Annotated in this window: 19 protein-coding genes, 1 rRNA gene and 1 pseudogene; 14 read left to right on the forward strand and 7 right to left on the reverse strand. The window is 73.4% G+C overall.

Translation table 11 applies throughout. From position 1 onward, the window contains the following. Positions 1–341: 341 nt before the first annotated feature. A complete protein-coding gene (locus ACIQPQ_RS32965; RefSeq protein ID WP_401311303.1) occupies positions 342–1,415 on the reverse strand; it encodes an A/G-specific adenine glycosylase in 1,074 nt (357 codons plus the stop codon). A 497-nt stretch (positions 1,416–1,912) separates the two neighbouring features. Between ACIQPQ_RS32965 and ACIQPQ_RS32970 the strand changes: the two genes are divergently transcribed. Beyond that, positions 1,913–2,770: a hypothetical protein gene (locus ACIQPQ_RS32970; RefSeq protein ID WP_401311305.1), complete on the forward strand. Its 858-nt coding sequence runs from the start codon at positions 1,913–1,915 to the stop codon at positions 2,768–2,770. A gap of 163 nt (positions 2,771–2,933) precedes the next feature. Here ACIQPQ_RS32970 and disA read toward each other — a convergent pair whose 3' ends face one another. Together disA and radA are read right to left on the reverse strand one after the other, a co-directional pair. Then, positions 2,934–4,058, reverse strand: a complete 1,125-nt coding sequence (gene disA, locus ACIQPQ_RS32975) for a DNA integrity scanning diadenylate cyclase DisA (RefSeq protein WP_383772121.1) — start codon at positions 4,056–4,058, stop codon at positions 2,934–2,936. Positions 4,059–4,139: 81 nt separating this feature from the next. Beyond that, a complete protein-coding gene (gene radA, locus ACIQPQ_RS32980; protein WP_383772123.1) occupies positions 4,140–5,549 on the reverse strand; it encodes a DNA repair protein RadA in 1,410 nt (469 codons plus the stop codon). A gap of 386 nt (positions 5,550–5,935) precedes the next feature. Between radA and ACIQPQ_RS32985 the strand changes: the two genes are divergently transcribed. Beyond that, complete coding sequence (locus ACIQPQ_RS32985; protein WP_401311308.1) at positions 5,936–7,660, forward strand: hypothetical protein; 1,725 nt, start codon at positions 5,936–5,938, stop codon at positions 7,658–7,660. Between the two features lie 151 nt (positions 7,661–7,811). Here the strand turns inward: ACIQPQ_RS32985 and ACIQPQ_RS32990 are convergent. Continuing rightward, positions 7,812–8,615, reverse strand: a pseudogene (locus ACIQPQ_RS32990) (hypothetical protein); the annotation flags it as partial. A 213-nt stretch (positions 8,616–8,828) separates the two neighbouring features. Here ACIQPQ_RS32990 and ACIQPQ_RS32995 point away from each other — a divergent pair. From ACIQPQ_RS32995 to ilvD, 4 genes are all read left to right on the forward strand, one after another. Then, a complete protein-coding gene (locus tag ACIQPQ_RS32995; RefSeq protein WP_401311310.1) occupies positions 8,829–9,761 on the forward strand; it encodes a Ppx/GppA family phosphatase in 933 nt (310 codons plus the stop codon). Between the two features lie 281 nt (positions 9,762–10,042). Next, the gene (locus ACIQPQ_RS33000) at positions 10,043–10,867 is read left to right on the forward strand and encodes a sugar phosphate isomerase/epimerase family protein (protein ID WP_383772129.1); all 825 of its coding nucleotides are present in this window, start codon (positions 10,043–10,045) and stop codon (positions 10,865–10,867) included. Next, positions 10,864–11,469 (forward strand): TetR family transcriptional regulator, encoded by a 606-nt coding sequence (locus tag ACIQPQ_RS33005; protein WP_383772131.1) that lies wholly within the window; start codon positions 10,864–10,866, stop codon positions 11,467–11,469. The genes ACIQPQ_RS33000 and ACIQPQ_RS33005 overlap by 4 nt, the downstream gene beginning before the upstream one ends. Positions 11,470–11,753: 284 nt before the next feature. Beyond that, positions 11,754–13,607: a dihydroxy-acid dehydratase gene (gene ilvD, locus ACIQPQ_RS33010; protein WP_401311314.1), complete on the forward strand. Its 1,854-nt coding sequence runs from the start codon at positions 11,754–11,756 to the stop codon at positions 13,605–13,607. 248 nt (positions 13,608–13,855) lie between these two features. On the opposite strand, the gene ACIQPQ_RS33015 is transcribed toward ilvD, so the two are convergent. Beyond that, the gene (locus ACIQPQ_RS33015) at positions 13,856–16,210 is read right to left on the reverse strand and encodes a PQQ-binding-like beta-propeller repeat protein (RefSeq protein WP_401311317.1); all 2,355 of its coding nucleotides are present in this window, start codon (positions 16,208–16,210) and stop codon (positions 13,856–13,858) included. A 180-nt stretch (positions 16,211–16,390) separates the two neighbouring features. Here ACIQPQ_RS33015 and ACIQPQ_RS33020 point away from each other — a divergent pair, with 180 nt between their 5' ends. From ACIQPQ_RS33020 to proC, 6 genes are all read left to right on the forward strand, one after another. Further along, the gene (locus ACIQPQ_RS33020) at positions 16,391–16,708 is read left to right on the forward strand and encodes an SH3 domain-containing protein (protein ID WP_383772135.1); all 318 of its coding nucleotides are present in this window, start codon (positions 16,391–16,393) and stop codon (positions 16,706–16,708) included. Positions 16,709–16,896: 188 nt separating this feature from the next. After that, positions 16,897–17,463: an EamA/RhaT family transporter gene (locus tag ACIQPQ_RS33025; RefSeq protein ID WP_401311320.1), complete on the forward strand. Its 567-nt coding sequence runs from the start codon at positions 16,897–16,899 to the stop codon at positions 17,461–17,463. Positions 17,464–17,635: 172 nt separating this feature from the next. Further along, entirely contained in the window at positions 17,636–18,409 is a 774-nt protein-coding gene (locus ACIQPQ_RS33030; RefSeq protein ID WP_383772139.1) for a class I SAM-dependent methyltransferase, read from the forward strand. 81 nt (positions 18,410–18,490) lie between these two features. Then, positions 18,491–19,483: an ABC transporter ATP-binding protein gene (locus ACIQPQ_RS33035; protein WP_401311324.1), complete on the forward strand. Its 993-nt coding sequence runs from the start codon at positions 18,491–18,493 to the stop codon at positions 19,481–19,483. After that, entirely contained in the window at positions 19,480–20,253 is a 774-nt protein-coding gene (locus ACIQPQ_RS33040) for an ABC transporter permease (protein ID WP_401311327.1), read from the forward strand. Before ACIQPQ_RS33035 ends, ACIQPQ_RS33040 begins: the two co-directional genes overlap by 4 nt. 126 nt (positions 20,254–20,379) lie before the next feature. Continuing rightward, complete coding sequence (gene proC / locus ACIQPQ_RS33045) at positions 20,380–21,192, forward strand: pyrroline-5-carboxylate reductase (protein ID WP_401311330.1); 813 nt, start codon at positions 20,380–20,382, stop codon at positions 21,190–21,192. An 84-nt stretch (positions 21,193–21,276) separates the two neighbouring features. On the opposite strand, the gene ACIQPQ_RS33050 is transcribed toward proC, so the two are convergent. Beyond that, positions 21,277–21,864 (reverse strand): cysteine hydrolase family protein, encoded by a 588-nt coding sequence (locus ACIQPQ_RS33050; RefSeq protein WP_401311332.1) that lies wholly within the window; start codon positions 21,862–21,864, stop codon positions 21,277–21,279. 75 nt (positions 21,865–21,939) lie between these two features. Between ACIQPQ_RS33050 and ACIQPQ_RS33055 the strand changes: the two genes are divergently transcribed. Beyond that, on the forward strand, positions 21,940–23,007 hold the full coding sequence (locus ACIQPQ_RS33055) for a GlxA family transcriptional regulator (protein ID WP_401311335.1): 1,068 nt from the start codon (positions 21,940–21,942) through the stop codon (positions 23,005–23,007). On the opposite strand, the gene trpS is transcribed toward ACIQPQ_RS33055, so the two are convergent. Next, on the reverse strand, positions 22,947–23,972 hold the full coding sequence (trpS, locus tag ACIQPQ_RS33060) for a tryptophan--tRNA ligase (protein WP_401311337.1): 1,026 nt from the start codon (positions 23,970–23,972) through the stop codon (positions 22,947–22,949). The two genes, ACIQPQ_RS33055 and trpS, sit on opposite strands and share 61 nt — an antisense overlap. Positions 23,973–24,831: 859 nt before the next feature. Between trpS and ACIQPQ_RS33065 the strand changes: the two genes are divergently transcribed. Next, a 16S ribosomal RNA gene (locus tag ACIQPQ_RS33065) occupies positions 24,832–24,916 on the forward strand; the annotation flags it as partial.

The raw sequence follows: 24,916 nt of genomic DNA on the forward strand, positions 1-24,916 counted from the left end.
CTCGCTCGTGCCGTCCCGGGCACGGAAGAGAAGCTACGGAGCGGTTGTCACGGCACTGTCCGAGGCAGCCTGCGGCTAGCACTCGGCTGTCCGTCGGTTGTGTAACGGAAGTAGGTCCGGGGTAAAGAGCGGCACCCTCTGGGCAGGGTTTGGTGGTTTTTATGCCCACGGGACATGTGACAGAGGGCCGTTCACGGCTGTGAAGAAGTGCGGCCGCAGCCGTGGACGAGGTGTCCGGCTGCGGCCGTACGCGCGTGGAACGCGCATCGCGCGCGAGGCACGTCGGGACGTCGGGACGTCGGGACGTCGGGACGTCGGGTGGTGGGTGGCCTCGCGTCGTGTCAGGTGAGGGGCAGCCGGTAGAGGCCGCCGGGCAGGGGTTCCACCAGGCCGTCCGCGACGAGGCCGTCCAGGGCCCGCGCGCGCTGTACGGGCTCGTGCCACACCCGGTCCAGGACGGCCTGCGGCACGGGCGTGTGCGCGTCGCGCAGGACGGCGAGCAGCTTGCCGCGGACCTGCCGGTCCGTCCCGGCGTACGTCTGTCCCCGGCGCGGCGGTCCCTCGTGGTCCGGCTTGCCCGCGAGCCGCCAGGCGCACTGCGCGGTGATCGGGCACCGGTGGCACGTCTCGTTCTTCGCGGTGCAGACCAGGGCACCCAGCTCCATCGACGCGGCGGCCCACCGCGCGGCGGTCGCCTCGTCCTCGGGGAGCAGCGCGCGGGCCAGCTTCCGCTCGGCGGCGGTGGTCGCGTTCGGCGGGTACTGCACGCCGGTGACGGCCCGCGCGAACACACGGCGGACGTTGGTGTCCAGGACGGCGTGCCGCTGCCCGTACGCGAACGAGGCGACGGCCGCGGCGGTGTACTCGCCGATGCCGGGCAGCGCCAGCAGCTGGGCGTGGTCGGACGGTACGTCGCCGCCGTGCCGTTCCGTTATGGCGACCGCGGCGCCGTGCAGCCGCAGCGCGCGCCGCGGGTAGCCGAGCCGGCCCCACGCGCGCACGGCCTCGCCGGGGGCGTCCGCGGCGAGGTCGGCGGGGCGCGGCCAGCGGGCGAGCCACTGCTCGTAGACCGGCAGGACGCGGCTGACGGGCGTCTGCTGGAGCATGAACTCGCTGACCATCACGCCCCAGGCACCGGCCTCGGGGCGCCGCCAGGGCAGGTCGCGCGCGTGGTCCTCGAACCAGTCGATGACCGGGGTGTGCAGGTGCGCGCCGGAGGCCGGTCCGGCCGTGGGATCGACCGGCCCGCCGGGCGCGGGACCGACCGTGGTGCCGGTCCCGGGGCCGGGCGTGGCATCGGCGGAGGCGTCGTGCGTGGGGTCGGTGGTCGCGCCGGGGGACGACTGCTCTCCGAGGGACGGGCCGGAGGCGGCGTCGGCGGGGCTGCTGTGCGGGGGCTTCGTGGGGGCAGTCATGGCCTCCCGATCCTGCCATGCGCGGGCGGGCACGCGCGCATACCGCCACTCGGAGCGGCCGAGCGGCGGGAGCGCGGCCGGTGTCGTGCGCCGTACGACGCGCGTGGCGTGGGCGGCGCGCAAGGTCTGTGCAGCGCGCGCGTGGCCGGTGACATCGGTACGGGTCGCGCCCGCGTGTGGCGTCCGCGGGTGGCCGAAGGGGGAGGGGTGGCGCCCGGCCGCGTCCGAGGCGGACTGAGGCGCGGGCGCGGACTGAGGCGCGGGCGGGACGAGGCCGAGGCGTGGCCAGAGGTGCAAGGGCCGCGAATGCGAAGGAGTGACTTCTCACCCTCCGTGCGCATCTGACGGTTCGTCGTCACGTCCTGCGACCGGCGAGGTGGGTCGGAGGCTCAAGTGGGCTGTGGGGCGCCGCTGTCCGGGATGATGATCCGGAAAAGTTGTGCTCCAGGCGGCGGGTGGGGCCGGGTGGGGCGACGATCTCTCGTACAGTTTGCGCCGTGGGATCTCTGCGCAATCCGGTCGGGCCGCTTCCCTCCTCCATCTACTGGCGTCGGAGGGTCGTCATCGTGTCCGTGCTCGCCCTGTTGGCGCTGCTGGTCACCTGGATCGTGACCTCGGGCGGTGGTGGCGGCAGAAACGGCGCGGACGGCTCCGACGGCAAGAATCCCGCGTCGTCCATCACGCCGGGACCGTCCGGGTCGGGGCCCGCGATCAGTCAGAACCCCGGCGGACGCGACGAGTCGGACGACGAGGGTTCCGGCGGGTCCGGCTCGGGTTCCGGATCGGGGTCGGGTTCGGGTGGCGGCTCGGGTTCCGGTGAGGGCACGGCGGCCGGTGCAGGTGCGGGCTCCGGCGGCGCGGACTCCGGTGGCGGCGCGGCCGGTTCGGGCGGCACGGACGACGGCGCCAACGGCAGCGGGTCGAGCACGACGCTGCCCGCCGGTACGACGCTCCCCAACTGCACGCCCGGTGTGGTGTCGTTGAGCCTGCGCAGCGTCCGCAACACCTACGCGCCCGGCGAGGCGCCCACCTTCCGGCTGACCGCGAAGAACACCTCCGGCAGCGACTGCAAGGTCGATCTCGGCCCGAAGAAGACGCTGTTGACGATCACTCAGGCGGGCGGGGACGACGACTACTGGGCCTCTGCGGACTGCCCCAAGGGCGCCGCGAGCCTGCTGTACCGCGTCCCGGCCGGGGAGACCTTCACGTACACCGTGAAGTGGGACCGCAAGCCGAGCGCGCCGGAGTGCGCCACGCCTCCGGCGGGGACGGCGAAGCCGGGGACCTACCTGGTCGAGGCGAAGGCGCCGGGGTTCTCGACGGCGCAGACGTCGTTCGTGCTGGAAGAGGACTGAGCGCGGTCGCGGTCGTGGGGCTCGCGCCTCACCGTCGCGTGGGCCCGCTCCACCGCCCGGTCCACCCCACGACCGGCCGTTTCACCGCATGCCGGGCGAGCCGCACTACCTGGACGGAGCGTTCCGTATAGGCGGTTCGCTCCGTGCAGCCCGACGCCTCCGGTCAGACGTACCGCTCCAGGATCGACGACTCGGCCAGGCGTGACAGGCCTTCGCGGACGCTGCGCGCGCGGGCCTCGCCGACGCCGTCGACCGTCTGGAGGTCGTCGACGCTCGCCGCGAGGAGCTTCTGGAGGCCGCCGAAGTGCTCCACCAGGCGGTCGATGATCGCGCCGGGCAGCCGGGGCACCTTGGCCAGCAGCCGGAACCCGCGCGGCGACACCGCAGAGTCCAGTGCTTCGGGGGAGCCCGTGTAGCCCAACGCGCGTGCCACCGTGGAGAGTTCGAGCAGCTCGGCGTGGCTGAGCGCGTCGAGCTCGTACAGCGCCTCGTCGACGGTGCGGGAACGCTTGGCCGTCGGCTCCGGCACATAGTCCCGGACGACCAGCTCGCGTTCGGGTTCCACGCCCGCGATCAGCTCGTCGAGCTGGAGGGCCAGCAGGCGGCCGTCGGTGCCGAGTTCGACCACGTACTCGGCGATCTCGGTGGCGATCCGGCGGACCATCTCCAGGCGCTGGGCGACGGCGGAGACGTCCCGGACCGTCACGAGGTCCTCGATCTCCAGCGCCGACAGCGTGCCCGCGACCTCGTCGAGGCGGAGCTTGTAGCGCTCCAGGGTGGCGAGGGCCTGGTTGGCGCGGGAGAGGATCGCCGCGGAGTCCTCCAGGACCCGGCGCTGACCGTCGACGTAGAGGGCGATCAGGCGCATGGACTGGGAGACCGAGACGACCGGGAAGCCGACCTGCTTGCTGACCCGGTCCGCGGTGCGGTGCCGGGTGCCGGTCTCCTCGGTGGGGATCGTCGGGTCGGGCACCAGCTGGACGCCGGCCCGCAGGATCTTCGACAGGTCGGAGGAGACCACGATGCCGCCGTCGAGCTTGCACAGCTCGCGCAGCCGGGTCGCCGCGAACTCGACGTCCAGGACGAAGCCGCCCGTGCACATCGCCTCGACGGTCTTGTCGGAGCCCAGCACGATGAGGCCGCCGGTGTTGCCGCGCAGGATGCGCTCCAGGCCGTCCCGCAGGGCCGTGCCGGGGGCCACCGCGCTGAGCGCGGCCCGCATCAGGGCCTCGGCACCGGCACTCCCGCCGGACTTTCCGGGAGTCGCCGCCCGGTCGTTGGCTGCCACTGCACTCCTCCGGTCACAGGTTCTGGGGCGCTCCCGTTTCGCGTACTCGGTTCGTACGGACGGGTGAGACCAGGGCAAAGTCTACCGGCGCTGCTCCTGGTCCCGTGGGGCGTCTCGGCGAGGTGAGCGCGGCAGGACCCGCAGGGCGTCCCCCATGTCGGCCACTTCGAGGACCTTCATCCCCGGCGGGACCTTGCCCGGATCGCCCGGTACGAGCGCGTGGGTGAAGCCCAGGCGGTGGGCCTCGCTGAGTCTGCGCTGCACGCCCGTGACCCGTCTGACCTCGCCCGCGAGGCCCACTTCGCCGATCGCGACCAGGTTCTTGGGCAGCGGGGTGTCGCTCGCCGCGGAGGCCAGGGCGAGGGCGATCGCTAGGTCGGCGGCGGGCTCGGAGAGCTTCACGCCGCCGACCGTCGCGGAGTAGATGTCCCGCTTGCCGAGCGCGCTGATCCGGCCGCGCTGCTCCAGCACGGCGAGCATCATCGAGACGCGGGAGGTCTCCAGGCCGGACGTCGTGCGGCGCGGGGAGGGGATCTGCGAGTCGACGGTGAGCGCCTGGACCTCGGCGACCAGCGGGCGGCGGCCCTCCAGGGTGACGGTCAGGCAGGTCCCGGGGACCGGTTCGTCACGTCGTGTCAGGAAAAGTCCGCTCGGGTCGGCGAGGCCCGTGATGCCCTCGTCGTGCAGTTCGAAGCAGCCGACCTCGTCGGTGGCGCCGTAGCGGTTCTTGACGCCGCGGACGAGGCGCAGGCGCGCGTGCCGGTCACCTTCGAAGCTCAGGACGACGTCCACGAGGTGTTCCAGGAGGCGCGGTCCGGCGATCGCGCCGTCCTTGGTGACATGGCCCACGAGGAGGGTGGACATGCCGCGCTCCTTGGAGGCGCGGATGAGGGCGCCCGCCACCTCGCGGACCTGGGCCATGCCGCCCGGCGCCCCGTCGATCTCGGGGGAGGCGACCGTCTGCACCGAGTCCACGATCAGCAGGGACGGCTTCACCGCGTCCAAGTGGCCGAGGACGGCGGCGAGATCGGTCTCCGCCGCGAGATACAGGTGGTCGTCGAGGGCGCCGATGCGGTCGGCCCGCAGCCGGACCTGGCTCGCGGACTCCTCGCCGGTGACGTAGAGCGTGCGGTGCTCGTCGCTCGCCGACTTGGCGGCCACGTCGAGCAGGAGGGTCGACTTCCCCACGCCCGGTTCCCCGGCGAGCAGGACGACCGCGCCGGGGACCAGCCCGCCGCCCAGGACGCGGTCCAGCTCGGGGACGCCGGTGGGGCGGGCGGTGGCCTGGCGGCCGTCGACCTGGCCGATGGGCAGCGCGGAGGTGGTGACCCGGCCCGGCGCGGTCGTCCGCACGGCGGGCGCGCCGTACTCCTCGACCGTCCCCCAGGCCTGGCACTCGGGGCAGCGGCCGAGCCACTTGGCCGTCTGCCAGCCGCACTCGGTGCAGCGGTAGGACGGACGGTCCTTGGTGGTCTTCGTACGGGCAGCCATGGGGAAACCGTAGCCGCCGCCACCGACAACCGGCCGGGCCTGTGGACAGAGCCGACCGGGGACGGGCCGGGCGCCCCTGCCGGGACCCGCGGCTGACGGGCTCCGGACCCACACCCTCGCCACCCCGGACCTACACCCGCGGCACCCCGGCCCCACCCCCGACGCGCCTCCGCCCGCCCCGAACCGGCGCACGGAGGGCGCGGCGTTCCGGGTGTGACCCCCGTCGCGCGCACCCCACCCCCGGTGAATCAGCCACGCCCCGTCACGAACGGGCCATGGGAACCGGGGTTCCTGTCCCCTTATGAGGGATCGTTTCACCCGTACGGATTAAAAGGACTCAAGGGGGCAGAAGAGGCGGTTCGGCGGCGCCTACGGTCGCACGGGTGATGAGCAGCAGTCCGGAGACCCCGACCCGCACGACCGGCGCACACCGGGCGCACAGGGAGGCGCGTGACCGTACTCCGGCGCGCACGCCGGCGCAGCACCCGCCCGCGCGCTACGAGCCCTACCTGGACGGGTTGTTCACCTACTGCCTCTCGGTCCTGTGCGACCACGACACGGCCACCGCGGCCCTCGGTGACGTCCTTGCGCTCGCCGAGCGGCGCGGCCAGCGCGTCCCGGACGCCGCCGGGGACCGCCGGGCCTGGCTGTACGCGCTCGCCCGCTGGTCCTGCCTGCGCAAGCTCACCGAGGCCCGCCAGAAGCGCCAGGGCACGCACGCCGCGGGCCGCCACGGCGCGCACCGGGAGAGCGGCGTACGGCCCGCCCCGCCCGTCCCTGACGACGTCCAGCAGCGCCGCCGTCGCGAACTCGCCCTGCTGGCCTGGCCGGAGGCTGCCGGGACCACCCCCGAGCAGCGCGAGGCGCTCGAACTCGCCGTACGTCACCAGCTCGCCGCCCACGAGGTGGGCGCCGTCCTCGGGCTCGACCTCGCCGCCGCCCGCGAACTGCTCGCCTCGGCCGCCTGCGAGGTGGAGCGCACGCGCGCGGCGCTCGCCGTCGTCGAGACGGGCGGCTGCCCCGGTGTGGCGCGTCTCACGGGCGACCACCAGCTCGTGCTGAGCGCGGCGCTGCGCCGCGAACTCGTCCGGCACGTCGACGACTGCCCCCGCTGCCGCCGGGCCGCCGAGCGCGCGGTGCCCGGCCGCTGGCCCGGTGCCGGGGTCACGCCCGCCGAACTGCCCGTCCTGGAGGCGCCCCGCGCGGCCCTGCGCGGTGCCCTGGCGCACGGCCCCCGCGCGCGAGGGGCGGCCGTCCCGCGCTTCGACCGGCGCGGCTTCCCGATGGACCCCAAGGACCGTGCCGCCCGGCGCGACCGCCTGCGCGCGCGTGCGGTGACCACCACGGTCGTCGCCACCGTCGTGGCCGCCCCGGTGTTCGCGCTCTGGGCGGCCTACCGGGGCACCCCGACCGCCGACGGCACCGACGGCCGCGCGCCCACCGCCAGCGAGGCGCAGGGCCCGGACAGCCTCGACGGCCCGGCCGCGACCGGCTACCAGAACGCGGGGAACGCCAGCTCCAGACCGGGCAAGGGGCGCGGGGCGGGGAAGTCCGACGTGTCGGTGGAGGTCATCAGCGTCCCTGGGCTCGGCGACCGGGGCGAGGGCCATCTCACGGTGAAGGCGGCCACCAGCGGCGACACCACGCTGATCACGCTGAGCGTGCCCGCCGACGAGGACGGTCCGGTCCGCTGGTCGGCCACCACCGGCGCCGCCTGGCTCCACCTCAGCCGCTCCACGGGCACCCTGCGGCCCGGCGAGTCGGTCACGGTGCGCGTCCTGGTCGATCACGGACGCGAGCCCGCCGGGTACTGGCACGCGCGCGTGGCGGTCGCCCCGGCGGGCGCCGTCGTCTCCATCGACGGCCACGGCGCCGCTCCCGCCCCGACCACGCCCGCCCCGGGCAACGGCGGGCCCGGCGACCCGCAGCCCTCGACCGACCCGGAGCCGACGCCCACGGCCCCGCCCTCCACCGATCCCGGCCCCAGCAGCCCGCCGCCCTCGACGGACCCGGAGCCCACGCCCACCCCGGTGGAGTCGTCCCCGGCGCCCTCGGAGAGCACCACGCCGCCCGACGGCGAGAGCAGCGACCCGAGCCCGTCCACGTCGTGACAGCGGCCCGGAGACGGCCCCGGGAAGGACCGGGGAACTACCCGCGGGACTCCCGAAGCCCCTCCGGCGCCGCAAGCCCCTCCGGCGCCGCAAGCCCCTCCGGTGCCGAAAGCCCCGCCGCCGATGCCGGGGCCGGTGACGGCGCAGGGACCGGATCGGCGGGGTGCGGTGCCAGCAGCGGCAACTGCGAGGCCAGCCGCTCCTCGCACAGCTCGACCAGCCGGTCGTAGCCCGCCTTGCCCATCAGCTCGGTCAGTTCGGGCCGGTAGGACACGTACACCGGGTCGCCCGCGCCGTGCGCCGACGTCGCCGACGTGCACCACCAGTGCAGGTCGTGACCGCCCGGACCCCAGCCGCGCCGGTCGTACTCGCCGATCGACACCTGGAGCACGCGCGTGTCGTCCGGCCGGTCGATCCAGTCGTACGTCCGCCGCACCGGGAGCTGCCAGCAGACGTCCGGCTTGGTCTCCAGCGGCTCGCGTCCCTCCTTGAGGGCGAGGATGTGCAGCGAGCAGCCCGCGCCGCCCGCGAAGCCCGGCCGGTTCTGGAAGATGCACGAGCCGTTGAACGGGCGCGTCTGCCGCGAGCCTTCCTCGTCCTCCGCGATCCAGCCGCCGCGCTGCCCCTCCGCGTGGTGCTGCCAGATGTCCGGCGTGAGCCGCGCGACGTGCCCGGCGACCCGCTTCTCGTCGTCCTCGTCGGAGAAGTGCGCGCCCAGGGTGCAGCAGCCGTCGTCCGCGCGGCCGGCCTGGATGCCCTGGCAGCCGCTGCCGAAGATGCACGTCCAGCGGGAGGTCAGCCAGGTCAGGTCGCACCGGAAGACCTGTTCGTCGTCCGCCGGGTCGGGGAACTCCACCCACGCGCGCGCGAAGTCCAGGCCCTTCTCGTCCGCGGCGAGCGCCTTGCGGCCCTTCTTGTCGTTCTTCCCGCTCTTCCCGGGCCTCCCGACCTTCACCCGCGCGGCGACCGCGTCCGACCTGCCGTTCTTCTCGGCTTTGCCGGACTTGTCGGTCCTGTCGGCAATCGGGGTGTTCGCGTCGCCTGGCTTGTTTGCCTTTTTCGTCTTGGGCACGCCCCCAAGGGTAAGTCGCCCGCGCCGGGCAAAGGGACCGTCTCGGCATGCGTACCGGGGGCCGGGGCCAGGACCGGTGGCAGTAGCGTTTCCCCCATGAGACTCGGTGTCCTCGACGTGGGATCGAACACGGTGCACCTGCTGGTGGTGGACGCGCACCCCGGCGCGTGCCCGGTGCCCGCGCACTCCTTCAAGGTGGAACTGCGGCTGGCCGAACTGCTCGACGCGGACGGCGCGATCGGCCCGGAGGGCGTCGACCGCCTCATCGCCGTCATCCAGGAGGCGCTCCAGGCCGCCGAGGACAAGGGCGTCGAGGACGTGCTCCCGTTCGCCACCTCCGCCGTCCGCGAGGCCGGGAACGCGGACGCCGTCCTCGCGCGCGTGCGGGCCGAGACCGGTGTCGAGCTGCAGGTGCTCACCGGGGAGGAGGAGGCCCGCCTGACCTTCCTTGCGGCCCGCCGCTGGTTCGGCTGGTCGGCCGGGAAACTGCTCGTCCTGGACATCGGCGGCGGCTCCCTGGAGATCGCCTACGGCATCGACGAGGAACCCGACGCGGCCGTCTCCCTGCCGCTCGGCGCGGGCCGCCTCACCGCGGGCTGGCTCCCCGGCGACCCGCCCGGCCCCGACGCCATACGCGCGCTGCGGCGGCACGCGCGCGCCCAGATCGCCCGTACCGTCGGCGAGTTCACCCGCTTCGGCACCCCCGACCACGTGGTCGCCACCTCGAAGACGTTCAAGCAGCTCGCCCGGCTCGCCGGGGCCGCCCGGTCCGCCGACGGCCCCTACGTGCAGCGCGAGCTGAAGCGGGAGTCCCTGGAGGCGTGGGTGCCCCGCCTGGCCGGTATGACGGCCGCCCAGCGCGCCGAGCTGCCCGGCGTCTCCGAGGGCCGCGCGGCCCAGCTCCTGGCCGGGGCGATCGTCGCCGAGGGCGCGATGGACCTCTTCGGCGTGGAGACCCTGGAGGTCTGCCCGTGGGCGCTCCGCGAGGGCGTGATCCTCCGCCGACTGGACCACATGCGGGCAGACTGACCCCGCGGCCCGGCGGGGCGGACCGATCCCGCGGCCCCACGCGCCTCGCACGCCGCGCGCGTACGCCGTTCTCTTACGTCCCGTCCGTCCCACGCGCCGCTACGTGCGTCCCGCGCGCGAGCCGTTCGCGTCGCACCCCTCGCGCGCGTGCCCCGTTCCGCGTCGCCCTCGCGCGCGTCGGCCGGTTCCGTACTCGGCCGTACCCCGTTGCGCCTCGCCCCCCCGGCGCACCTCCGCCACCCGCTCCCCGGCGTCCCGTGTCGGCCCGTACCCTGTCCCTCGTGGCAGATCCAGTGGTGCGCATCCCGGATGCGAAGGTCGCCCTGTCGACGGCCTCGGTGTATCCGGAGTCGACGGCGACGGCCTTCGAGATCGCCGCGCGCCTCGGGTACGACGGCGTCGAGGTCATGGTCTGGAACGACCCCGTCAGCCAGGACGTCGAGGCGCTGCGCCGCCTCAGCGACTACCACCGCATGCCGATCCTGGCCGTGCACGCCCCCTGCCTCCTCATCACCCAGCGGGTCTGGTCCACCGACCCGTGGATCAAGCTCCAGCGGGCGCGCGCGGCGGCGGAGAAGCTCGGCGCGAGCACCGTCGTCGTCCACCCCCCGTTCCGCTGGCAGCGCCAGTACGCGCGCGACTTCGTCCAGGGCGTCTGGCGGATGGCCGACGAGACGGACGTACGGTTCGCCGTCGAGAACATGTACCCCTGGCGCTACCGGGACCGCGAGATGCTCGCGTACGCCCCCGACTGGGACGTCACCCAGGACGACTACCGGCACTTCACGATCGATCTCAGCCACGCCGCCACGTCCCGTACGGACGCCATGGACATGTTCGAGCGGATGGGCGACCGGCTCGGGCACGTGCACCTCGCCGACGGCAACGGCTCGGCCAAGGACGAGCACCTGGTGCCCGGCCGGGGCGCGCAGCCCTGTGCCGAACTGCTGGAGCGGCTCGCCGCGACCGGCTTCGACGGGCACGTCGTCATCGAGGTCAACACCCGGCGCGCGATGTCCGGCGCCGAACGTGAGGCCGACCTCGCGGAGGCGCTGGCCTTCACCCGGCTGCACCTGGCGTCCGCCGTGAAGGTGCCCCGCCCGTGACCGACGCCGGAGCGCGCCGCCGGGGACGGCCCCCGCGCGCGGCGTCCGCCGACACCCGCGACCGCATCCTGGCCGCGGCCCGCGAGGAGTTCTCCGAGCGCGGCTACGAGAAGACGTCGGTGCGGGGCATCGCCAAGGCCGCCGGCGTCGACGCGGCCCTCGTGCACCACTACTTCGGCACCAAGGAGAAGGTCTTCGCGGCCGCCGTGGAGGTCCTTTTCGCGCCCGCGCTCGCCGCGCCGGACGCGATCGCCGACGGCCCCCTGGACGGCGTCGGCGAGCGCCTGACCCGCTTCGTCCTCGGCGTCTGGGAGAACCCGGCCACCCGGAGGCCGCTCCTCGCCGTCGTCCGGTCGGCGGTCACCAACGACACCGCGGCGGCCGTCTTCCGCGGCCTCGTGGTCGCGCGCCTGACCCGCGTCGTGGCCTCCCGGCTCGACCTCCCGCAGGCCGAGCTGCGCGCCGAGCTGGCGGCGGCCCAGCTGGTCGGCACGGCGATGCTGCGCTACGTGATCAAGGTGGAGCCGCTGGCGTCGGCGGAGGTCGACGAGATCGTCGCGCGCCTGGCCCCCGTGGTCCAGGGACACCTCACCGGGCCGTGACAGCCACCGCGCGCGCCACACACGCTCACCGCACGCACGACCCGCGCGCCGCACGCCTCGTACGGCCATCACGCGCGTCACACACTCACCCCACGCCCCGCGCGCGCCGCCCACCCCGTACGGCCACCCCGCGCGCGTGAGTCTCCCCGCGCGCGAGACTCACGTCCCGCATTCCGGACACCCCGTCCCGGTCCCTGGATGACGGGCGTACGCTCGTTACTGCCCTGTATGTCTTCCTGTCTTCATCTGTCTCACAGCCCATCCGGCTGAAGGAGCGAGCGACGATGCCCGAGCTGAGGTCCCGCACAGTCACCCACGGCCGCAACATGGCGGGCGCCCGCGCCCTGATGCGCGCCTCCGGTGTACCCGGTGCGGACATCGGCCGTAAGCCGATCATCGCGGTCGCCAACAGCTTCACCGAGTTCGTCCCCGGTCACACGCACCTCCAGCCGGTCGGCCGGATCGTCAGCGAGGCGATCACCGAGGCCGGGGGCATCCCGCGCGAGTTCAACACCATCGCCGTGGACGACGGCATCGCCATGGGCCACGGCGGCATGCTCTACAGCCTGCCCTCGCGCGACCTGATCGCCGACAGCGTGGAGTACATGGTCGAGGCGCACTGCGCGGACGCCCTGGTCTGCATCTCCAACTGCGACAAGATCACCCCGGGCATGCTCATGGCGGCCCTGCGGCTGAACATCCCGACGGTGTTCGTCTCCGGCGGCCCGATGGAGTCCGGGCGCGCGACCCTCGTGGACGGCACCGTCCGTACGCTCGACCTGGTCGACGCGATCTCCGACGCCGTCAACGACAAGATCTCCGACGAGGACATCCTCCGCATCGAGGAGAACGCCTGCCCGACCTGCGGCAGCTGTTCCGGCATGTTCACGGCCAACTCGATGAACTGCCTCACCGAGGCCATCGGCCTCTCCCTCCCCGGCAACGGCTCGGTCCTGGCCACCCACACCGCGCGCCGCCGGCTCTACGTCGACGCCGCGCGCACGGTCATGGACATCACCCGCCGCTACTACGACCAGGACGACGAGACGGTCCTCCCGCGCAACGTCGCCACTTTCGCCGCGTTCGAGAACGCCATGGCGCTGGACATCGCGATGGGCGGCTCGACCAACACGATCCTGCACCTGCTGGCGGCGGCCCAGGAGGCGGGCGTCCCGTTCGGCCTGCACGAGATCGACGCGGTGTCGCGCCGGGTGCCCTGCCTGGCCAAGGTGGCGCCCAACGTCGCGAAGGACCGCACGTACTACATGGAGGACGTGCACCGCGCGGGCGGCATCCCCGCGCTGCTCGGCGAACTCCAGCGCGCGGGCCTGCTGCGCGAGGACGTGCACGCCGTCCACAGCCCCTCCCTGGCGGACTGGCTGAAGACCTGGGACGTCCGCGGCGGCTCGCCCAGCCCCGAGGCGGTCGAACTGTGGCACGCGGCGCCCGGCTGCGTGCGCTCCGCCGAGGCCTTCTCCCAGTCGGAGCGCTGGGAGGCCCTGGACGACGACGCCGAGGGCGGCTGCATCCGTTCCGCCGAGCACGCGTACTCCAAGGACGGCGGCCTGGCGGTCCTGCGCGGCAACCTCGCCGTGGACGGCTGCGTCGTGAAGACGGCCGGTGTGGACGAGTCGATCTGGACCTTCGAGGGCCCGGCGGTCGTCTGCGAGTCGCAGGAGGAGGCCGTCGAGAAGATCCTCAACAAACAGATCACCCACGGCGACGTCGTGGTCATCCGCTACGAGGGCCCCAAGGGCGGCCCCGGCATGCAGGAGATGCTCTACCCGACCTCCTTCCTCAAGGGCCGCGGTCTCGGCAAGACGTGCGCGCTCATCACGGACGGCCGTTTCTCCGGCGGCACGTCGGGCCTGTCCATCGGCCACGCCTCGCCCGAGGCGGCCTCCGGCGGCACGATCGCCCTCGTTGAGGACGGCGACCGCATCCGCATCGACATCCCGGGCCGCACGATCGAGCTGCTCGTCGACGACGCGGAACTCGCCCGGCGGGAGCAGGCGTTGAACGGTGCCTACGCGCCGAAGGACCGCACCCGCAAGGTCTCGGCCGCCCTGCGCGCGTACGCCGCGATGGCGACCAGCGCCGACAAGGGCGCCGTGCGGGACGTGTCGAAGCTGGGCTGACGGCCGGTCGGCGGTCGGAGGCGGTCGGAGGCGGCTCAGGCCGCGCCCCGGAACGGCTCGGCGCCGAACCGGAATTCACCGAGCGTCAGGAACCGGTGACCGCCGGGAACTGTCGAGGGGCCGTGTCCGTTCTTCGGATGCGGCCCCTCACCCGTCCCGTCGTCCGTCTCCGCGCTCGCTCCGACGTCCGTCCGCCCCGGACAGCGGTGCGAGGCCGACCGTCCCCGCCAGGGCCGGTCGTCGCGGGCTCACCAGCCGGCCGGTTCGCGTCCGTCCACCGCGAACACCGTGCCGTCCGGCGCTCCCGCGTACACCCGCCCGCCGACCACCAGCGGCGCGGGCAGGAACCCGGCCACCTGGTCGGACTCCGCGCCGAACCGGGCCCGCGTCTGCCCCAGCAGCCGTCCGTCGCGGGCCGCCACGGCGAGGAGCCGCCCGTCCGGCGCGCTCACGTAGACGTGCCGGGCGTCGGCCGCGGGCGCCGAACCGCGGCTCACCGAGGTCTCGACCTGCCACGTCCGCTTCCCGGCGGTCATGTCGACCGCCTCCAGCGCGCCGCCGGTGGACATGAGGTACACGGTGTCCCCGTGCACCCCGGCCGCCGGGTCGGGGCGCGGCACCGGCAGGTCCACCCGGCGCGTCCGCCGCGTGCCGGGGTCGTAGCGCACCACGGCGTCGGTGAACTCGCCCGCCGGGTCGGCCGACAGGAGGTACACCCTCCCGTCCTGGCTCCCGACGAGCTTCAGCGCGCCGTCCAGCCGGGCGTCCCAGCGGACGTCGCCGGTGGCCGGGTCGACGGCGGTGACGCGGGTGGACCCGCCGTCCACACTGGTCGCGTACGCGAGGGGGTCGCGGGCGAACGACGAGAAGTACGGCGCCCGCTGGCCGGGCACGGTACGGCTCCACCGGGTCTTCCCGGAGGTGCCGTCGACGCCGGTGACCTTGCCGTCGGCGGCGGTGAGCAGCAGGGTGCCGCCCGCGGTCTGCATCCCGGCGTGGCCGGGCAGGTCCCGCCGCCAGGCGGTCCGGCCGGTACCGGGGTCGAGCGCGTCCAGCCGCCGGTCCTGCCCGGTCAGCCGCTGCACCAGCCCCCCGGCGAGCAGCGGCGCCCCCGTCCGGTACGTACCGGGAGCGGTGCGCTTCCACAGCAGGGCGCCCCGCTCCGGGTCGAGCGCGAACACCGTGCCGGACCGGCCGGTCCCGGGCTGCGCGCAGAGCAGCTTCCCGGCGCCGTACGAACACTGCGGTACGGCCGTGACCGCCCCGCGCACCGGCTTCGCCTCCCACCCGGCGAACGGCGCCGCGGCCGTCCCGGACCGGGGGCGCGGGTCCTTCGCCGCGGGCGCGTCCCCGGGCCACACGACGAGCGCGACGGTCCCGGCGAGCGCCAGCGCCGACGCACCGCCGACCAACGCGAGCCGCCTACGGACCCGGGACCGGGGACGGCGCGCAGCAGCCACGTCGGCGGCCGCGTCGGAGGCGTCCCCCTGATCCGGAACCTCGGACCCGGACCCGGACCCGAACTTGGCCCCGGCCCCGGAATCGCCCCCGGACGAGGCTTCAGCTCTGGACAGCGCCCCAGCGTCGCCCGCGCCACCGACGCCCCCCGCGCCACCCCGCTCCGCCCAAGCCCCCCGCTCGGCCCTCGCGCCACCCCGTTCGGCGCCACCCCGCTCCGCGCCGGCCGTCTCCGCGCCCGCCTGCTCCGCCCGCTCCGCCTCGCCCGACGCCCCCTGGGCCCGCTGTTCCGGTATGAACGCCTGCGTGTCGTACAGGGCCGCCACCGAGCGCAGTTCGCGCATCAACTCGTCGGGCGTGGGCCGCTCGTCGGGCTCCTTGGCGAGGCAGCGCAGCACGAGCGGCGCGAGGGTCTCCGGTACGCCGGTGAGGTCCGGCTCGTCGTGGACGACCTGGTAGGCGACGACGTACGGACTGTCGGAGTCGAACGGCCCGCGCCCGGTGGCCGCGTGGACCAGCACGGACCCGAGCGCGAAGATGTCGGCGGCGGGCCCGACCTCCCTGGGCCGCCGGAACTGCTCCGGCGCCATGAACGGCGGGGTGCCGATCAACTTGCCGGTCTCGGTGCGCAGTTCGCTGTCCTTCGGCCGGGAGATCCCGAAGTCGATGACCTTCGGACCGTCCTCGGCGAGCAGCACGTTGCTCGGCTTGAGGTCGCGGTGCACGACCCCGACCCGGTGGATGTCCCGCAGCGCCTCCGCGAGTCCGGCCATCAGCCGCCGCAACTCACCGGCGCCCATGGGCCCGTTCCGTTTCACATGCTCGGACAGCGTCGGGCCGGGGATGAACAGGGTGGCCATCCAGGGCCGTTCGGCCTCCGGGTCGGCGTCCACGACGGGTGCGGTGAACGCTCCGCTCACCTGCCGCGCGGCCGCGATCTCCTGCCGGAACCGCCCTCTGAATTCGGGATCTCGCGCGAACTGGCCGTGCACGACCTTCACCGCGACCTTCATCCCCGAGGTGCTGTGGGCGAGATGGACCACGCCCATGCCGCCCGAACCGAGGCAGGACTCCAGGTGGTAGTGGCCCGCGTACTCGGGATGTTCCGCTTCCGCGCCCGCTCCGGTGTTCCGCTGTGGCGCCATGGACCACCCCCGTGCTGTTCGGCCGCGCGCGATCACGGAGCCTAGTCGATGGCACGTACGAGACAGAGAACGACGTGCTGGCATGCGTGTGCGAATTCTGTACGGATGTTTCGTGGCGGGATTCGAGGGAATCAACGAGGCCCCATGGCTGTCATGGGGGTGCAACGGGGGAGGTTTTCCATGTCTGTCGAGCGTGTGGAAGAGGCCGGGGGCGGCACGGAGGCGCAGGCGGTCGCCGCGACCGCGGGGGTGACGTTCTATCCGATCGCGCCGGGCGTCCGGCTCAACGTCCGCAGCGGTCCCGGCACGGGCTACAACATCGTCCGTGTCCTGCCCGAGGGCTCCAAGGTCCTGATCCACTGCCAGGCCCCGGGCACGTCGGTCAGCGGTCCGTACGGCACGTCGAACATCTGGGACAACATCAGCAACGGCGAGTACGTCTCGGACGCGTACGTGCGCACGGGCAGCGACGGCTACGTGGCCTCGCGCTGCTTCTGACCCCGGACGCCACCGGCGGGGGCCGGTCCGGTCACGCACCGGCCCCCCGACCGGCCACCGGCTCATCGAAGGTCGGCCCCATCGCCCGTCAGCCCTATCAACCGTCGGCCCCATCGACTCACCGGCTGCCGGGCCCACCGACCCACCCGCCTCGGGTGCCCCGCGCGGACCGGAGCCATAATCGTCCCGTGAGCGACGAGAACGGCACTTCGGACAGCGCGGCGGCCTCCCCGGCCGGGGAGCGCGGGAAACCGGCCGCCCAGGACGCGGGGGCCCCTGGCGGAGACACGCCCGGCGGGCCCCGCCCCGAGCCGCTCCGCTTCTTCGGGACCTCCTGGCTGGAACACGACGGCGGCTACGCGGCCCGGCGCGTCGGCGTGGCCGCGGGGTCGCTCGCCGCCGCGGTCGTCTCCTGCCTGGTCCTGCGCTTCGCCTACGACGGGCTCGCCCTCGCCGACATCGGCGGCTTCGTCACGCTGCTGCTCGTGGTCATGTTCGCGGTGTGCAGCGCGCTGGCCTTCCGGCACACCTGGGAGAGCTTCGGCAAGCGCCCCGACCCCGACCGCCAGGCGTCCCTGCGCTCCCTGCTGACCATCGGCTTCGTGGGCTCCCTGGTCGCGTACTTCCTGCGCTCCCTCGTCGAGGCGCCGGGCGAGAAACTCCACCGCACCGAGTACGAGGAGGCGCGCACCCAGTACGAGCGCCGCGCGAAGCGCCGTACGCGCAACCCGTCCAAGAAGCGCCGCGACCGCTGACCGGCCGCCCGCTGACCGGCCCCTGACCGGCCGCGCGACCGACCGCTGACCCGCGCCGCCACCGCTGACCCGCGCCGCCCGGCCCCCTCTCCCCCTCTCTCCCTCCGCCCCCTTCCCCCAGGTCACCCCCTGCGGTGTTCCCCGCCACCCCGCGCGCGTCCACGATGTCCTCATGACGCCGCTCTTCGCCCACACCGACCGCGCCCGCTCCTTCAACGCGGCCGCCGCCCAGTACGCCGCCAACCGCCCCTCCTACCCGGCGGCCCTGCTCGACGCGATCGAGGAGCTGGCGGGCCGCTCCCTGACCGGTGCCCGGGTCGCGGACGTCGGCGCCGGGACGGGGATAGCGACCGCCCTGCTGCACGCGCGGGGCGCGCGGGTCGTCGCAGTGGAGCCGGGTGAGGGCATGGCGGTGCAGTTCCGCCGCACCCTGCCCGACGTGCCGGTCGTCCGCGGCGACGGCAACCACCTCCCGCTCGCCGCCGACTCCCTGGACTTCCTCACCTACGCCCAGTCCTGGCACTGGACCGACCCGGCGCTCGCGGTGCCGGAGGCGCTGCGCGTCCTGCGGCCGGGCGGGGCGCTCGCGCTGTGGTGGAACACGAGCGCGCTCGACGTGCCGTGGCAGCGCGCCCAGGCGCTGCGCATGCAGGACCACTTCGGCCTCGACCAGGCCACCGACCGCACCGGCGACGGCAGCCACGCCGCCCGTGCCGCCCTCTCCGGACCGGTCGACCTCGTGCACCGCCGCGTCCGGTGGAGCCGCAGCGTCCCCGTGGACACGCACCTGGCGAACATCGGCAGCCACTCGCTGTTCCTGGTCCAGGCGGAGGCGGACACGGCGGCCTTCCTCACCGAGGAGCGCGCCCACCTGCTGGCCGACTTCCCCGACGGCACGGTCGAGGAGACCTACGACGTCGAACTCCTCCTCGCCCTCCGCCCCTGACCGGACCACAGCCCGCACCCAGCCTCCGGGGGCGTCCGCCGACCCTTGACGGCCACCCCCTCCCCGACAATTATTCATCACATGGTGAATTACAACCGGAGGCGACCGGCCACCGCTGCCACCTCTGACCCTTCCGCCACCCCTGCCCCTTCCGCGGCCCTCGCCCCGGCCCCGGCTCCCGCACCCGCCGTCGGCGATGACGGACCCGCCGTACGCGCGACGGCCCTCACCGTCGTCCGCGGCCCCCGCACGGTGCTGCGCGCCCTCGACTTCACCGTGCCGCGCGGCCGGATCACCGGCCTGCTCGGCCCCTCGGGCTGCGGAAAGTCCACGCTGATGCGGGCGGTCGTCGGCACCCAGGCCAAGGTCACCGGCACCCTGGAGGTCCTCGGCCGCCCGGCGGGCCACCCGTCGCTGCGCCACCGCATCGGCTACGTCACCCAGGCCCCGTCCGTCTACGACGACCTGACCGTACGGCAGAACCTGGCCTACTTCGCCGCCGTCCTCGACCCGGGCCGCGCCGCCGCCGACCGCCGCCACGCGCACGTCACGCGCGCGATCGCCGACGTCGACCTGACCAGCCACGCGGACGCCCTCGCGGGCACCCTCTCCGGCGGTCAGCGCAGCCGCGTCTCGCTCGCCGTCGCCCTGCTCGGCACCCCGGAACTCCTCGTGCTCGACGAACCGACCGTCGGCCTGGACCCGGTGCTGCGGCGCGATCTCTGGCAGCTCTTCCACCACATCGCCGCCTCCCGCGCCGCGGGCATCCTCGTCTCCTCGCACGTCATGGACGAGGCCGAGCGCTGCCACCGCCTGCTGCTCCTGCGCGAGGGCGAGATCCTCGCCGAGGACACCCCCGAGGCCCTGCGCGCCCGCACCGGAGCCGACACGGTCGAGGCCGCCTTCCTGCACCTGGTGGACCAAGCGGCCGACACGAAGCGACCCCGCCCAGGCCCCGAAGGCTTCGAAGGCACGGAGAGGACAGCAGGCACGAAGGGCACAGCAGGCACGGAGGGCACAGCAGGCACCGAGGGCATGAAGACCCCCGAGGCCAGGACCGAGGAGTCCCGATGACGACGACGACACGCACCGCCTCCCGCGCCCCCCTGAGCCCGGCCCGCACCACCGCCACCGCCGCCCGCGTACTGCGCCAGCTCCGCCACGACCCGCGGACGATCGGCCTGATGATCGTCGTCCCGTGCGTGATGCTCTTCCTGCTCCGCTACGTCTTCGACGGCGACCCCCGCACGTTCGACAACATCGGCGCGTCCCTCCTCGGGATCTTCCCGCTGATCACGATGTTCCTGGTCACGTCGATCGCCACCCTGCGGGAACGCACCTCCGGCACCCTCGAACGCCTCCTGTCGATGCCCCTGGGCAAGGGCGACCTGATCGCGGGCTACGCCCTGGCCTTCGGCGCGCTCGCGATCGTGCAGTCCGCCCTCGCCACCGGCCTCGCGGTGTGGCTCCTCGACCTGGACGTCATGGGCAGCCCCTGGCTCCTGCTCCTGGTGGCCCTGCTCGACGCCCTCCTCGGCACGGCACTCGGCCTCTTCGTCTCGGCGTTCGCGGCCTCCGAGTTCCAGGCGGTGCAGTTCATGCCCGCGGTGATCTTCCCCCAGCTGCTCCTGTGCGGCCTCTTCGCCCCGCGCGACACCATGCACCCGGCCCTCGAAGCCGTCTCCGACGTCCTGCCCATGTCGTACGCCGTCGACGGCATGAACGAGGTCCTCCGCCACCCCGACCTGACCTCCGCCTTCGTCCTCGACGTCCTGATCGTGGCGGGCTGCGCCCTCCTGGTCCTGGCCCTGGGCGCGGCAACCCTGCGCCGCCGAACCGACTGACACCGCCGCGCTCAGCCCCCTTCCGGCTCCCCATGCCCCGTCCCGCCCACCGGACAAGCACCCCCACCCCTCACCCTCGGTGAAAGGATGACCCCGCACGACGCGCACCCACCGGAGGCCCCCGCCATGACCCACACCGTCGCAGTCCTCGGCACCGGCAAGATCGGCGAAGCCCTCCTCAGCGGCATGCTCCGCGGCGGCTGGCCCCCCGCCCACCTCCTGGTCACCGCCCGCCGCCCGGAACGCGCGGAGGAACTCCGCACCCGCTACGGCGTCACCCCCGTCACCAATGCCGAGGCCGCCAAGACCGCGGACATCCTCATCCTCACGGTGAAGCCGCAGGACATGGGCACCCTCCTCGACGAACTCGCCCCCCACGTCCCGGCCGACCGCCTGGTCATCAGCGGCGCCGCGGGTATCCCCACGGCGTTCGTCGAGGACCGCCTCACCACGGGCGTCCCCGTGGTCCGTGTCATGACGAACACCCCCGCCCTCGTGGACGAGGCGATGTCCGTCATCTCGCCGGGCAGCCACGCCGGCGCCGACCACCTCGCCCACGCCGAGGAGATCTTCGGTTCGGTCGGCAAGACCCTCCGCGTCCCCGAGTCGCAGCAGGACGCCTGCACGGCCCTCTCCGGCTCCGGCCCGGCGTACTTCTTCTACCTGGTCGAGGCGATGACGGACGCGGGCATCCTGCTCGGCCTGCCCCGCGACAAGGCCCACGAGCTGATCGTCCAGTCCGCGATCGGCGCCGCCACGATGCTCCGCGACAGCGGCGAACACCCGGTCAAGCTCCGCGAGAACGTCACCTCCCCGGCCGGCACCACCATCAACGCCATCCGCGAACTGGAGAACCACGGCGTACGGGCCGCCCTCATCGCCGCCCTCGAAGCCGCCCGCGACCGCAGCCGCGCGCTGGCCTCCGGCACCAAGGACTGACCCGCACCCCGCCCCCGGCCGGGACGCCCCACGGCGCCCCGGTCCCCCCACCCCGGTCCGACGGGGGCCCTCACTCACCACCGCTCACGCGGCCGAGGCGCCCGCCACCACGTCCGCCGTGTTCACGACCCGAGCGAACCCGCCGCCGTGCAGCGACACCGCCGCGGCCTGCCCGATCTCGTCCGCGGTCCGCCGCCAGCCGAACGGCCCCTCCACGTCGAAGGTGTACGTCGCGTCGTACGCCACCACGACGTCGTACCCCAGGTTCCCGCCCATCCGCGAGGTCGTCTCCACGCACAGGTTGGTCTGGATGCCCGCCACCACGAACTGCGTGATCTCCCGCGCCTTCAGCCAGCCGTCGAGATCCGGCGTCCCGTAGAACGCCGAGTTCACCGTCTTGGTGAGGAACAGCTCGTCCCCGGCGCCCTTTCCGCGCCGCTGCTCCACGTAGTCCTTGAAGTCGTTGCCCTCCTGGCCCGGCCGCAGCGGCGAGTCCGCCGACACCGAGTCGTGCCGCACGAACACGACCGGGCGACCGGAGGCCTGCCACACGTCGACGAGGGTGGCGATGTTGTCGTCGGCACCGGGGTTGTTGCGGGCGCCGAGGCCCGGGAAGTCGAAGCCCTTCTGCACGTCGACGACCACCAGCGCTGCGTTCTCTGCGATGTCCATGCCGACGATCGTGCCGCCGGAACCGCACCCGCCCCAGAGGGCGGAAAGCCAGCGATCGATGCTTTACTGCCACACATGGCCACCGCCCCGGCACCCGCACCCGCGCCCACGCCCGACGACACCGCGCCCACGCCCGCCCCGCGGCCCGCGCGCCCGTTCCGCGTCGCGCTCGTCGCCTTCCCCGGTGTCCGCGCCTTCGACGTCTCCGTGATCACCGAGGTCTGGGGCACCGACCGCGCCGACCGGGGAGCCCCCGCCTTCGACCTGCGCCGCGTCGCCGCCGACACGGATACGCCCATCCCGATGCGCGGCGGTCTGACCCTGCTCCCGGACCGCCCGCTCACCTGGCTCGACACCGCCGACCTCATCGTGATCCCCGGCCTCGACGACCACCTCACTCCCGCACCCCCGCCCGTCCTGGACGCTCTGCGCCGCGCCCACGCGCGCGGCACCACCGTGGCCGCCCTCTGCGGCGGCGCCTTCACCCTCGCCCAGAGCGGCCTGCTCGACGGCCGCCGCGCGATCACCCACTGGAACCTTGTTGACCTGCTGCGCACCCACCACCCCCGCGTCACCGTCGTCCCCGACGCGCTCTTCATCGAGGACGACAACATCTGGACCGCCGCCGGCACGGCAGCCGGTATCGACCTCTGCCTCCACCTGGTCCGCCGCACCCACGGCGCCGAGGCGGCCGCCACCATCGCCCGCTCGATGGTCACCGCACCCATCCGCACCGGCACACAGGCCCAGTTCATCGAGCACCCCACGCCGCGCACCGACCGCGACGCCGACGCCCTGGCCGCCGTCCGCGAGCACGCGCTGCGCCACCTCCACGAGCCGCTCACCGTGAACGACCTGGCCGCCTACGCCGGTATGTCCCCGCGTTCCTTCGCCCGCCACTTCACCGCCGCCACCGGCACCACCCCCCTCCGCTGGCTCCTCGACCAGCGTCTCGCCGCCGCACAGAAACTCCTCGAACGCACTGACCTCCCGATGCCCGAGGTGGCCCGCCGCGCCGGGTTCGGCAGCGAGGTCACGATGCGCCAGCACTTCGCGTCGCGCCTCGCCACCAGCCCCCGCGCCTACCGGACGGCGTTCAGCACCGGCTCCGTGACCGGCGGCAGCAGCCCGATCGCCCGATAGGCCGCGTCCACCACCGGCCGGGACATGCCCCGGGCCTTCTCCGCGCCGTCCCGCAACACCCCCTCCACATAGGCGGGATCGGCACACAGCTCCTTGTGCCGCGCCTGCACCGGCCGCAGCACCTCCACCACCGCCTCGGCGGTGTCCTCCTTCAAAGCGCCGTACGACCGGTAAACGCCCGCCAGTTCCTCCGGGTTCCCACCCGTGCACGCGGCGAGGATCTCCAGCAGGTTGGTGATCCCGGGCCGGGCCCGCCGGTCGTGGACGACGTCCTGCCCGCTGTCGGTGACCGCCCGCGCCACCTTCCTGCGCACCACGTCAGGCTCGTCGAGCAGGTAGACGATCCCGGGTCCGGAGTCGTCCGTCTTCCCCATCTTCGAGGTCGGCTCCTGGAGGTTCATGACCCGCGCGCCCACCGCCGGGAGCACGGCCCGCGGCACCACGAAGGCCTGCCCGTACCGCTGGTTGAACCGCAGCGCCAGGTCCCGCGTCAGCTCGACGTGCTGCCGCTGATCGTCCCCGACGGGCACCTCGTCCGTCCCGTACGCCAGGATGTCGGCCGCCATCAGCACCGGATACGTCAGCAGCGACAGCCGCACGCTCCCGCCCCGGGCCCGCTCCCGCGCGGCCTTCTCCTTGTACTGGACCATCCGCCGCATCTCCCCGTCGGTGGCCACGCACTCCAGCAGATACGACAGCCGCGCGTGCTCGTCGACGTGGCTCTGCACGAACAGGGTGCACAGCGCGGGATCGAGCCCGGTCGCCAGCAGCAGCGAGGCCGTCTGCCGACTGAGCCGGCGTACCCGCCCGGGATCGTGGTCGACGGTGAGCGCGTGCAGATCGACGACGCAGAACAGGGCGTCGGCCCGGTGCTGGTCGACGTCGGCCCACTGCCGCATGGCGCCCAGATAGTTCCCCAGCGTCAGATGCCCGGTCGGCTTGACCCCGCTGAAGACCCGCTTCATCTCTCCACCTCCTGATCGAGCCCGCCGCCACCGGCCGACCGACCCCCAGGAGGGAGACACAGAAACGGCCGCCGAAGCGGCGGCCGTTGGACACGTACGTCAGTCCGGCCGCCGTCAGGCGGCCCACCACAGCTGGGTGCTGGTCGTACGCGTAGTCATGGGCCCAGCGTACGCCTCCGGGGTGGCCTCCGGGTGGAGGTTGACACGATCCGCGCGCGTCCGTACTGTTCTCCGAGTTGTCCGAGCGTGAGCGCCGACTCCGGTCGGTCCCCGGACAGCCATTCCGCAAGTACCCACCACTTCGCGACAACAGTCGTTCCGGCTGCTGTCCGCACAGGTGCGCGCGTATTCGCGAAATGAGGAATCCGCGTTCGAAAGAACGCCGCCCCGATTGGCTTCGGGCCGGAGGAATCCGCTAATGTCTCACTCGTCGGAACGGCCCACGGGCCGCGAGGACAACCCCCTCTGACAGGGAATCAGCGCCGAAAGGATCTGATACAGTCGGAACCGCCGGAAAGGGAAACCGCGAAAACGAAGCGGAAAACCTGGAAAGCACCGAGGAAATCAGATCGGAAAAAGATCTGATAGAGTCGGAAACGCAAGACCGAAGGGAAAATGCCCGGAGGAAAGCCTGAGCCGGTCGGCTGAGGTGAGTACAAAGGAAGCGTCCGTTCCTTGAGAACTCAACAGCGTGCCAAAAATCAACGCCAGATATGTTGATACCCCGTTCCCGGCAGTGATAGCCGGGGATGTGGTTCCTTTGAAGAAAAAAACACACAGCGAGGACGCTGTGAACGGCCGGGCTTATTCCGCCTGGCTGTTCCGCTCTCGTGTGTGTGAACCGGATATCCGGTACACATTCACGGAGAGTTTGATCCTGGCTCAGGACGAACGCTGGCGGCGTGCTTAACACATGCAAGTCGAACGATGAAGCCCTTCGGGGT

Origin of the sequence: Streptomyces sp. NPDC091281 (assembly GCF_044757425.1) — a bacterium.
In the GTDB taxonomy this organism is placed as follows: domain Bacteria; phylum Actinomycetota; class Actinomycetes; order Streptomycetales; family Streptomycetaceae; genus Streptomyces.

Coding starts and splice junctions, on each gene's coding strand:
- ACIQPQ_RS32965 (WP_401311303.1), bottom strand. CDS start 1,415: ATGACTGCCCCCACGAAGCCCCCGCACAGCAGCCCCGCCGACGCCGCC.
- radA (WP_383772123.1), bottom strand. CDS start 5,549: ATGGCTGCCCGTACGAAGACCACCAAGGACCGTCCGTCCTACCGCTGC.
- ACIQPQ_RS32985 (WP_401311308.1), top strand. CDS start 5,936: ATGAGCAGCAGTCCGGAGACCCCGACCCGCACGACCGGCGCACACCGG.
- ACIQPQ_RS32995 (WP_401311310.1), top strand. CDS start 8,829: ATGAGACTCGGTGTCCTCGACGTGGGATCGAACACGGTGCACCTGCTG.
- ilvD (WP_401311314.1), top strand. CDS start 11,754: ATGCCCGAGCTGAGGTCCCGCACAGTCACCCACGGCCGCAACATGGCG.
- ACIQPQ_RS33015 (WP_401311317.1), bottom strand. CDS start 16,210: ATGGCGCCACAGCGGAACACCGGAGCGGGCGCGGAAGCGGAACATCCC.
- ACIQPQ_RS33020 (WP_383772135.1), top strand. CDS start 16,391: ATGTCTGTCGAGCGTGTGGAAGAGGCCGGGGGCGGCACGGAGGCGCAG.
- ACIQPQ_RS33030 (WP_383772139.1), top strand. CDS start 17,636: ATGACGCCGCTCTTCGCCCACACCGACCGCGCCCGCTCCTTCAACGCG.
- ACIQPQ_RS33035 (WP_401311324.1), top strand. CDS start 18,491: ATGGTGAATTACAACCGGAGGCGACCGGCCACCGCTGCCACCTCTGAC.
- ACIQPQ_RS33040 (WP_401311327.1), top strand. CDS start 19,480: ATGACGACGACGACACGCACCGCCTCCCGCGCCCCCCTGAGCCCGGCC.
- proC (WP_401311330.1), top strand. CDS start 20,380: ATGACCCACACCGTCGCAGTCCTCGGCACCGGCAAGATCGGCGAAGCC.
- ACIQPQ_RS33050 (WP_401311332.1), bottom strand. CDS start 21,864: ATGGACATCGCAGAGAACGCAGCGCTGGTGGTCGTCGACGTGCAGAAG.
- ACIQPQ_RS33055 (WP_401311335.1), top strand. CDS start 21,940: ATGGCCACCGCCCCGGCACCCGCACCCGCGCCCACGCCCGACGACACC.
- trpS (WP_401311337.1), bottom strand. CDS start 23,972: ATGAAGCGGGTCTTCAGCGGGGTCAAGCCGACCGGGCATCTGACGCTG.